Origin of the sequence: Carboxylicivirga litoralis (assembly GCF_025499605.1) — a bacterium.
In the GTDB taxonomy this organism is placed as follows: Bacteria; Bacteroidota; Bacteroidia; order Bacteroidales; family Marinilabiliaceae; genus Carboxylicivirga; species Carboxylicivirga litoralis.
Map to the genome: position 1 here is coordinate 1 of NZ_JAFMVC010000051.1, position 10,190 is coordinate 10,190.

6 protein-coding genes are annotated in these 10,190 nt (G+C 40.3%); 3 read left to right on the top strand and 3 right to left on the bottom strand.

The window, feature by feature from the left end; translation table 11 throughout:
* Both J1N10_RS20170 and J1N10_RS20175 read right to left on the bottom strand, forming a co-directional pair.
* The coding region (locus J1N10_RS20170) for a hypothetical protein (RefSeq protein WP_262328538.1) at nucleotides 1-427 on the bottom strand (427 nt) is incomplete at its 3' end.
* Between the two features lie 8 nt (nucleotides 428-435).
* Nucleotides 436-822, bottom strand: a complete 387-nt coding sequence (locus tag J1N10_RS20175) for a hypothetical protein (protein WP_262328539.1) — start codon at nucleotides 820-822, stop codon at nucleotides 436-438.
* A gap of 77 nt (nucleotides 823-899) precedes the next feature.
* Here J1N10_RS20175 and zupT point away from each other — a divergent pair, with 77 nt between their 5' ends.
* The 3 genes from zupT to nth all read left to right on the top strand — a co-directional run bounded on the left by zupT (nucleotide 900) and on the right by nth (nucleotide 5,602).
* A complete protein-coding gene (gene zupT, locus J1N10_RS20180) occupies nucleotides 900-1,814 on the top strand; it encodes a zinc transporter ZupT (RefSeq protein ID WP_262328540.1) in 915 nt (304 codons plus the stop codon).
* A 454-nt stretch (nucleotides 1,815-2,268) separates the two neighbouring features.
* The gene (locus tag J1N10_RS20185) at nucleotides 2,269-4,602 is read left to right on the top strand and encodes a TonB-dependent receptor (protein ID WP_262328541.1); all 2,334 of its coding nucleotides are present in this window, start codon (nucleotides 2,269-2,271) and stop codon (nucleotides 4,600-4,602) included.
* 352 nt (nucleotides 4,603-4,954) lie between these two features.
* A complete protein-coding gene (nth, locus tag J1N10_RS20190; protein ID WP_262328542.1) occupies nucleotides 4,955-5,602 on the top strand; it encodes an endonuclease III in 648 nt (215 codons plus the stop codon).
* A 58-nt stretch (nucleotides 5,603-5,660) separates the two neighbouring features.
* Here the strand turns inward: nth and J1N10_RS20195 are convergent, their stop codons facing one another.
* Nucleotides 5,661-9,848: a hybrid sensor histidine kinase/response regulator transcription factor gene (locus tag J1N10_RS20195; protein ID WP_262328543.1), complete on the bottom strand. Its 4,188-nt coding sequence runs from the start codon at nucleotides 9,846-9,848 to the stop codon at nucleotides 5,661-5,663.
* Nucleotides 9,849-10,190 lie beyond the last annotated feature (342 nt).

Sequence of the window (10,190 nt, forward strand, 5' to 3'; positions counted from 1 at the left end):
TCTCAACAGCATTATTGTAGTTGACATTAACACTATTTATATCCTCCTTTGTTTTAGATATAACTCCTTTATAGTAGTAGACATTTCCAATTCCTTTGAATTCATTAAGATTACTAAACAAAACAAGGGCTTCGTCTAATAATAATTCTACTTGCTCGTATTTTTTTTTTCGTATTAATTTTTTAGACTTGAAAGTTAAGGCAACCGCTTTTTCAATATCAACCTTTGAATTTGAAATAATACTATCTAAAAGTTCATCATATTTATTTGAATTATCTACTAATATTCTGTTAATATTATTACTCCATTTATCATACTGAGTGTTTGCTCTTAAGTTAGTTGCAAAAACACTCAATACAATAAATAAAATCATAATCTTATTTCGCATTATGATACCAGCAGCTGATATGCAAAGATTTACAATCATCTTTAACTCTATGGTAAATCTTCATCCTCATATTCAATCACTACTCCTGTTGAACTACCTTCATCTCCATCCTTCAACTCACCACTATCCATTGCCATAGCTCTTGCTTCAACAACAGCACTCTTCACTTTTACATTCACTCCACGCTCTAATAAACCAACATCTTTGCGTTGGATGGTAAAGTCAGCGCCAAAATAATCGAACTCGGCAGATGTACCATTGTAGCTAATGGTCAATGGGCGGTACAATACATTGTCGGCTAAAGCGCCTTCGCCACTGGTGGTAATTTTGCTGTCTTTAGGTAGGTAAGTCACGGTTCTCACCTCAAAGCGTTCAATCTTACCGTCCTTATCTTTAACGGTTTCCATATTTACATATGGTACAAACTTCTTCATATCAATTAGGTTAAAAATTTAAAAATGCAATGTAGGAAAAATTATAGTGAATATGATTTGATTTCGAATATTTTAATGTGAAATTCAAGTTCATTCATCCGGCTTTTACATCGTTTTATAAAATACTATTACCTTCGCATTTAAAATCAATAGTGGATTTATCTACAATAGAAACGACTGTTATGGAATTCAACAATATACTTTTCGCTTTTGGCTTAACCCTTTTTGCCGGATTAAGCACAGGAATTGGTAGTGCCATGGCCTTTTTTGCCAAACGCACAAATACACGCTTCCTGGCTTTGTCATTAGGTTTTTCTGCAGGCGTTATGATTTATGTGTCGTTTGTTGAGATTTTTATGAAGGCCAAAGATACTTTGGTTGATGTGTATGGCGAAGCACCCGGCACCTGGTACACGGTATTAGCCTTTTTTGGCGGTGTATTGTTTATCGCCTTAATCGATAAATTTATTCCTTCAGCCGAAAACCCGCACGAACTGCACTCTATTGAGGAAATGGGAAAACAACCCAAAGCCAAAGATAAAAAACTGATGCGTATGGGTTTATTCACGGCCCTGGCCATTGGCATCCACAACTTCCCCGAAGGATTGGCCACGTTTACAGCCGCTTTGCAAGACCCAAACCTTGGTATCGCCATTGCTGTTGCCATTGCCATTCACAACATTCCAGAAGGCATCGCCGTTTCGGTGCCCATCTATTATGCCACCGGCAGCCGTCGTAAAGCCTTTCGCTTAAGTTTCTTATCGGGTTTATCAGAGCCTATTGGTGCACTCATTGGTTACCTCATTCTAATGCCATTTATGACCCCGTTGACATTCGGAATTATCTTTGCCGGAGTTGCTGGCATCATGGTGTTTATCAGCCTCGACGAACTACTTCCTTCTGCTCGCGAATATGGCGAACATCACCTGTCTATTTATGGGCTATTTGCCGGCATGGCGGTTATGGCAGTGAGCTTGTTGTTGTTTCTTTAAATTTCGAATTGGTAAATCGTCGAACTGAGGAACTGGGAAATCGTCGAACTGAAGAAGCAATAAACTGTTGATGTGTTAATTTGGGAAACTGAAAAACCAACTTCTGACTACTGATTCATTAGCTGATGAATTGTCGAATTGAAAAACTGTCAAACTGAGGAACTGTCGAATCGATAAACTGTTGATTTGTTGATGTGTTATTTGCTGAACTGAAAACCCAACTACTGACTACTGACTACTGACTACTGACTCATTAGCTGATGAATTGTCAAATTGAAAAACTGAGAAATTGAGGAACTAAGAAACAGCAAACCTGAAACAAAAAACTTGAAACTATTTGCCCATTCAACTCTTCAACAAATTAACTTATAAACTAGCATGCCGCTAAACCATTAATCCATTTCAACGTTGTAAATGGATAAACTCAAAACGTAAACATAGAATACTAAAAATAATGAAGTACATTCTAAACCTCTTAGTCTTAACCATTCTATCAACCTCAATTACATACGCTCAAAAATCGGATGCTAACATATTTGGTGACGTGCAAGCCGAAGGCGAGCATTTACCTTTTGTAAGCGTCTATCTAAAAGACACACAACATGGCACAATGACTGATTTATCAGGCCATTATATGCTGACCAATCTACCAGAAGGTGAACACACCCTGGTGGCGAGCCTGATGGGTTATAAACCGGTGGAGAAAAAAGTAGTCATCGTTAAAGGCGAATCACAGGAAATCAATTTTGTGATGGAAGAACAAGTGATGTCGCTGGATGATATTGTGATAACCGGTACAAAAACTTTTAAGCGCAAAACGGAATCGGCGGTTGTGGTCAATGTGATGGAAGGCAAAAAGCTGGAAATGCTGCAAGCAGGCACACTTTCTGAAGGATTAGCCTTTCAGCCTGGCTTGCGTATGGAAACCGACTGCCAGACGTGTAACTACACCCAATTGCGCATGAATGGCTTAGGTGGCGCCTATTCACAAATATTGATTAACAGTCGGCCGGTATTTAGTCCTTTAACCGGTTTATATGGACTGGAACAGATACCAACCAATATGATTGAACGCATTGAAGTAGTGCGCGGCGGTGGTTCGGCCTTATATGGTGCCGGTGCTGTTGGTGGAACTGTGAATGTGATTACCAAGGTGCCGGATGCCAGTACATTCTCAGCCTCAACAACGCAATCGGTTATTAATGGCGATGCCACCGATAGTCAGGTATTGGCCAACGCCGGTATTTTATCTGATAGAAAAAACGCCGGGTTAACCCTTTTTGCCACTAATCGCAACCGCGAATCATACGACCATAATGGTGATGGGTTTAGTGAATTACCAAAACTAAAGAATAACTCTTTCGGGTTTACATCTTTTCTATTACCAGCACCAAACCATAAACTTGAGGCTAGTTTCTCGAGTATATATGAATACCGTCGAGGTGGCGATCGTGAGGATCTGCCAGCCTACCTGGCCGAACAAACCGAAGAGCGGACACACAATGTGCTGATGGGAGGTTTGGATTATAGCTTTTCGTTTAACGATAACCAGTCTTCATTAGATATTTATGTGGCGGGACAAAAAACCGACCGTGACCATTATACCGGCATTATTCCGGACAAAGAAACACCCGAATACCAAACTCATTTAGAAGAACCGCCCTATGGCATTACGGAGAATGAAACCTATATGGGAGGTGCACAAATAAATCACATGTTACCTGACTTTTTCGGCGGCAAAAACAACCTGACCTTTGGCGCCGAATACAACTACGACATGGTGGTAGACGAAATTAAAGCGTATGATTATTTATTGGATCAAACCACCCGTAATTTTGGTGCCTATGTACAGAGCGACTGGGAAATTGCTAAAAAATGGAACCTGTTAACAGGTGTTAGAACCGATAAGCACAACATGGTGGATAACCTGATTTTTAGCCCTCGTGTTTCGTTGTTGTATAAGCAAAATGGTATGCAGTTGCGTGGTAGCTGGTCTACCGGTTTCAGAGCGCCACAAGCCTTTGACTCCGACATGCACATTGCATTCGCCGGTGGTGGCATCCAGCGCATTCAACTGGCCGATGACCTCGAAGAAGAACGCTCGCAAAGTTGGAGTGCATCAATCAATTACGATAAACCAACCGAAAAATACATCTGGGGCATCACGATCGAGGGCTTCTATACCACGCTTTACGATGCTTTTATTCTAGAAGAAAGTGGAGTTGACCCGAATGGCAATGTCATATTAGAAAAACGTAACGGTAGTAACTCAACCGTAAAAGGTATAACGCTTGAAGGGCGCGCCAACTACAACAAATTATGGCAACTGGAAGCGGGTTACACCATACAATCGAGCCAATATGATGAAGTGGTTGAATGGTCGAGCGACATTGAAGGTACCAAAGACTACCTGCGCACTCCTGAGCAGTATGGCTATTATACATTAACCTACAATCCAGTATGGGGTATTAAAGCAGCTTTATCGGGTGTTTACACCGGTTCTATGCTAGTGCCTCACTTTGGTGCTGGTGAAGATGATGGAACAGGCAATCCCATCAACGATGAGTTGTACAAATCAGACTCCTTTATGGAAACCAATATCAAGTTGAGCTATGCACTTGACTGGCGTTATGTGGGTGTGGGTATTGAATTCTTTGGCGGCGCTCAAAATGTATTTAATGCTTACCAGGATGATTTTGACAAAGGTAAAAACCGTGACAGTGGATATATCTATGGACCGGCCCGTCCGCGAACCATTTATTTTGGTTTAAAACTGATGAACCTTTAGAATATGTTTTCGGTTTTCTGTTCTGGGTTTCCGGTTTCAGGAATTTTTCACAATCAGCTTTCATCCAACTGCAACAGGCAGGCTTCCTCAATGGGAAGATTGATTTACAGTCAGGAATAAGTTTTCGTTACAAGGGGCTAATAAATTTCCCTTAGGAGAAAACTGCTTGCCCCAAGGGGATAATAATGTGCCCTTGAGGGATATCCATTTGCCCCTAAGAGAGAACAATGTGCCCCAAGGGGATAATTATTTGACCCCAGGGGATGTTGTATTGCCCCATGGGGATATGTTTGCGCCCCTTGGGGAATGCAGAGAAAACTTTAACTTTATTGTCTTGCAAAAACAATTGAACATGCTTAAAAAAGAACGTTTTCAAAAAGTTATAGATTACTTCCAGGAACATATGCCGGTAGCCGAAACCGAGCTTCATTATACTAATCCATATGAATTATTGGTGGCGGTTATTCTATCGGCGCAGTGTACCGATAAGCGCGTTAACTTGTTAACACCTGCTATTTTTGAGCGCTACCCCAAACCGGAAGACATGGCATTGGCAACGCCTGATGAAATATTTGAATTGATTCGTTCGTGCAGCTATCCCAACAATAAAAGCAAGCATTTGGTGGGTATGGCACAAATGCTGATTGAGGATTTTAAAGGCATTGTGCCCGACGACATTAAGGAATTACAAAAACTACCCGGAGTCGGTCGTAAAACAGCCAATGTAATCGCATCGGTAGTGTACGAAAAGCCGGCCATGGCCGTTGATACACATGTATTCAGAGTGGCAGCCCGCATTGGTTTAACCACCAATTCAAAAACACCACTCGACACCGAGAAGCAGTTGGTTAAATACTTCCCTGAGGAGTTATTACCTATTGCCCATCATTGGCTCATTTTGCATGGACGCTATGTTTGCATTGCCCGCAAGCCTAAATGTGGACGATGTGGCTTGAAGGCGTTTTGCAGGTATTACGAGAAGGAAGTGTATAGTAGTTGATATAATATGACCTTAAGGTTTTTGAAACCTTAAGGTCCGTGCATTCATTCGCTTGAATCTACTTCGTCAGTTCACCGCCAGAGGCATCGCCTTTTTGAAACAAGGTTGGTGTCACACCAAAGAGGCTTTTAAAACTCTTCGAAAAATACTTAGGGTCGTTAAATCCTACCTGGTAAGTCACTTCCGACACATTTAATTCACCTTGCTTTAGCAATTTGGCCGCCTGCTTTAAACGGATGGTGCGAATAAACTCACTGGTGCTTTGCCCGGTTAGTTCGCGCAATTTCATATGCAGCAAAGTACGACTCACATTCATTTTCTTCACCAGCTCCGAGACATTAAAAGTCGCATCCGACATGTTATCTTCAACTGTTTGAATGGCTCGGTTAACAAACTGCTGGTCGGTTGATGTGGTAGCTATCTCCTCCACAAAATCCCATTGCTCTTTAAAACGTGATTTAAGTAACTGACGGTTCGACAACAGGTTTTGTATTTGCGTAACCAACAATTGCTTATCAAAAGGCTTAACCACGTAGGCATCAGCTCCCATTTCAAGCCCTTCACGCTTCGAATCCACATTATCCAGCGCCGTTAGCATAACAATTGGAATATGGCTGGTTATAACATTCTTGCGTAATTTATCACAGAAGGTAAATCCATCCATCTCCGGCATCATGACATCGGTAATAATAATATCTGGCAATGACGAAGATGCTTTTTCAAGCCCTTCAACACCGTTAGATGCTTCGTCAACCCGGTAGTGTACCTCTAATATATTACATAAGTGAGCCCTCAAATCAACTTGGTCTTCAACCACTAGTACTTTCGGCTTATCACCACTTTCAGTTAAAATAGGCTCCGATATTCTAGTGCTTACATCATCGTTTTGAACTTCCACTTCAGTTACCTGCTCTTCAATGATTTCATCTTTACTAAAATTCTCCTTACTGACACATAAATCAATCACAAAAACAGCTCCTGACGGCTCATTATCCTTTATGGAAATACTCCCTTTATGCATCACCACCAATTCTTTTACGAGCGACAGTCCAACACCAGTTCCGGCACCACCAATCGACTGGTTGTGTTCAGACTGATAAAAACGTTCAAAGATCTTCTCTTTATCCTCATCCGGCACTCCCGAGCCGGTATCAGACACTAGTAATTGTAACTGTTTATCTTTACTTATGATCAATTCAATTTTAATATGCCCCCCAGTCGGTGTGTATTTAAAGGCGTTGCTCAACAAGTTAAAAATAATGGTTTCCAACTTCTCTGAGTCAAACCACACCATCAGAGGTCGCGAATCGATGTGACAATCAAAATCAATGCGTTTCTGATCGGCAATACCCTGAAACGATTCAGCAATTCGCCTAATAAAACTATTGATATTACGCTCGCGAATACTCAAATGCATATTACCCTGCGACACTTTTCTAAAATCCATCAGTTGATTGATCAAGCGTAACAATCGGTCGGTATTGCTCTTCATCATCTTAAGCTGGCTTTTAGTAGCCGATGATATTGTGCTATCGCGCTCCAACATTTCTTGTAAAGGACCGGCAATAAGCGTCAGAGGTGTTCTGAATTCGTGTGAAATATTAGTGAAGAAGCGTATTTTCATCTGATGTAACAAAGCTTCTTTTTCGCGTGCCATGGTTTCGCGTTTTAATCGTTCGCGCTCTTTAACACGCACCACTATAATCCGCTGTACAAGAATAAAACCAGCCACAAGCAATATAAAATAGCTTACATAGGCATACCAGGTTTTATAAAAAGGCGGCTTGATGATGATTTTTAAGGTAGCTTCTTCAGTACTCCACTCTCCATCACTGTTAGAGGCTTTAAGCCTGAAAGTATAGGTATTGGGCGAAAGATTGGAGTATATCACTGAGCGATGATTAGAATTAGTCAGGTTCCACTCTTTCTCTAAACCCTCGAGTTTGTATTGATAATTACACTTATCCTGCTCATTAAATGCCAGGGATGCAAACTCCAATTGAATCACACTTTCATTGTGGCGCAACTTAATTTCTTTAGTGAGTGCAATGGCTTTATCAATAATAATCCGATTATTAACTTCAACATTGGGGCGAATTTCTTTACCCGACAAACTAATTTGTCGTAAAATAGGTTGAGCATCATAAGGGTTCCGTTGCACACTATCGGGATAAAAAGCGACCAAACCATCGTGGGTTGGCATCGTGATTAATCCATCGTCAAATTTAGCAACAGCACCTGGCGAAAAGTAGTTGCCAAGGAAACCTCCAGGCATAAAATAGGGTGTTATCACCCTCGATTCAATATTAAACCGAGCTAAACCCTGTAGAGTTCCCAACCACATAATATTACTCTCAGTTTTATAAATCTGGCTCACCGCCGATGATGGTAACCCATCTTTTTCTTTAAACACCTTGTTGGTTCCTTTATCGGGATCAATCAAATGAAGGCCTTTAGCGGTTCCAACCCATATCTTTCCTTCACCGGCATCTTCAATAGTCAGCACCTGCCTGTCGGCTAAGGCAATGGGCTGCGAGTCCTCAAAATAATGAGCCAATACTTTACCTCCACTCAACTCTCCATCTATTGAAAAGCAATACAAGCCTTCGAATTCTGTCCCTACCCAAAGACGCTCTTTATCATCGATATAATGTGTTGTAAACACCTCATCAATTGGAAACAATAGTGAACCATCACTCTTTGCTGAAATAAAGCGTTGGTTTTTATTATCGAGAATATTAACCCCATTATTGGTAAATACCCACAAATGCTTACCTCGTTTAAATATATGCCGGATAACATCACCACTGATCTTATTAGGTGCTGGTTTATACATGGTATATTGCCTAAACGATTTCAAGCGGCCATTATCCAGTACTACCCGCATTAATCCCTGACCTTCAGTACCCAGCCAAATGGCACCATTATCTTCTCTGAAAATGCTGGTAATGGTTTGCTTATAAACATTAGGTGTCCTTGTCGAATCGGCCAGCAATGCTTCATATTCTACATCTCCATTGCTTTCGCGTATCATTCGAAAAAGCCCATCATGACTGGCAATAAGAATAGCGTCATCTCCATCCTTAATGATTTCATTAATACGGTCTACCGATGAATTTTTATACCGGTCAATATTATTGGTTAAATGCAGAAAATTGTCACGTTTTTTAGACAGCTGAATAACGCCTCCACCCAAGGTTCCAACCCATAGGTTACCCTGATTATCAGGGTAGATCACTTTAACCTTATTTTTAAATAAACTTTTAATGTCACTTTCTCTAACCTTAAAGTGCTTAAACTTATGACTTGTTGGTGAATTTCCTCTCTCTAACTGATTTACACCTCCATCATATGTGCCAGCCCACAAATTACCATCTGCATCCTCACACAATGCATATACATTATCGTGGCTTATTGAGGTTGAATCAGCTGGGTTATGTAAATAGTTGATAAATGAATCGTTATCCCTGTCGTAAAGGTTTAAGCCATGTGCCCAGGTGCCCATCCAAAGCTGTCCCTCTTTGTCTTCGCAAATAGTCATAATGGCACGGCTACTAATCGAACCTTCCTGCTCACTGATATAATAATTTTTAAATTGGCTTGCACCAGCATCTAATCGACCTAAACCACCCTCGGTAGTTCCAATCCATAAGGTTCCGTTCCTGTCTTCTAACAAAGAATAGATGTGTGGATATATAAGACTTGTCGAATCAGTTACATCATGAGTATAATGTGTTATGTTTTCAATGGGCGATTGATTATCGGCAGTCAATGTCAATCGGTTAAGCCCACTCTTGGTTCCAACCCATAGATGGTCGTCATCCGAACCAGCAAAACAAAACACCTCATCCGAAGTTAATTTGTAGTTGTTGTTGCCATTAATCGGTAAAAACACCTCTGACTCTAAGTCAAAAATACTGATACCCCCGCCGTCTGTTCCTATCCACAGTCTCCCATAACTATCTTCAAACAAGGCTCTAACAATATTAGATGCTATGGAGTTGGGATTATTCGGCTCGTGCCGAAAGATTTCAAATGAATAACCGTCGTAACGGTGTAAACCTTCTTCTGAACCAAACCACATAAACCCATACGAATCTTGCAAAATACAATGAATATTGTTGTCGGTTAAACCTTCGTTGGTTGTGATATCCTTAGAAGTATACTGTTGCAATTGTGCACTAATACTTACGAAACAAATCTGAACAAAAACAATAAAAAGAATAACACTTGATCTTCTGAACATGAAATCAACCTTTAAAATTACTATCAACAAGCCCGAAAGCTTACAATCCGATTAGGGTTTAAGCAAAAATAGCCAATATATTTTAATGAAAACATTACATAAGCAGATAATGCGAATTTCAGAAGCCATGAACTATTTAATTGTTAGTCATAAGCTAAATACAATTTCATTTTATTATTTAACAAATCTTAACTGCAATAATTTGTTATCATTCGAACAAAAACCCCATATTTGCATTAAGGATTTTTCATAAAAATTGGATTTAGTTAGCTGATTTAAGGGTAAGGACAGGTTTTTACAATCTGTCCTTTTTTTATGCTCAAAATTTGACTTTTAACATGG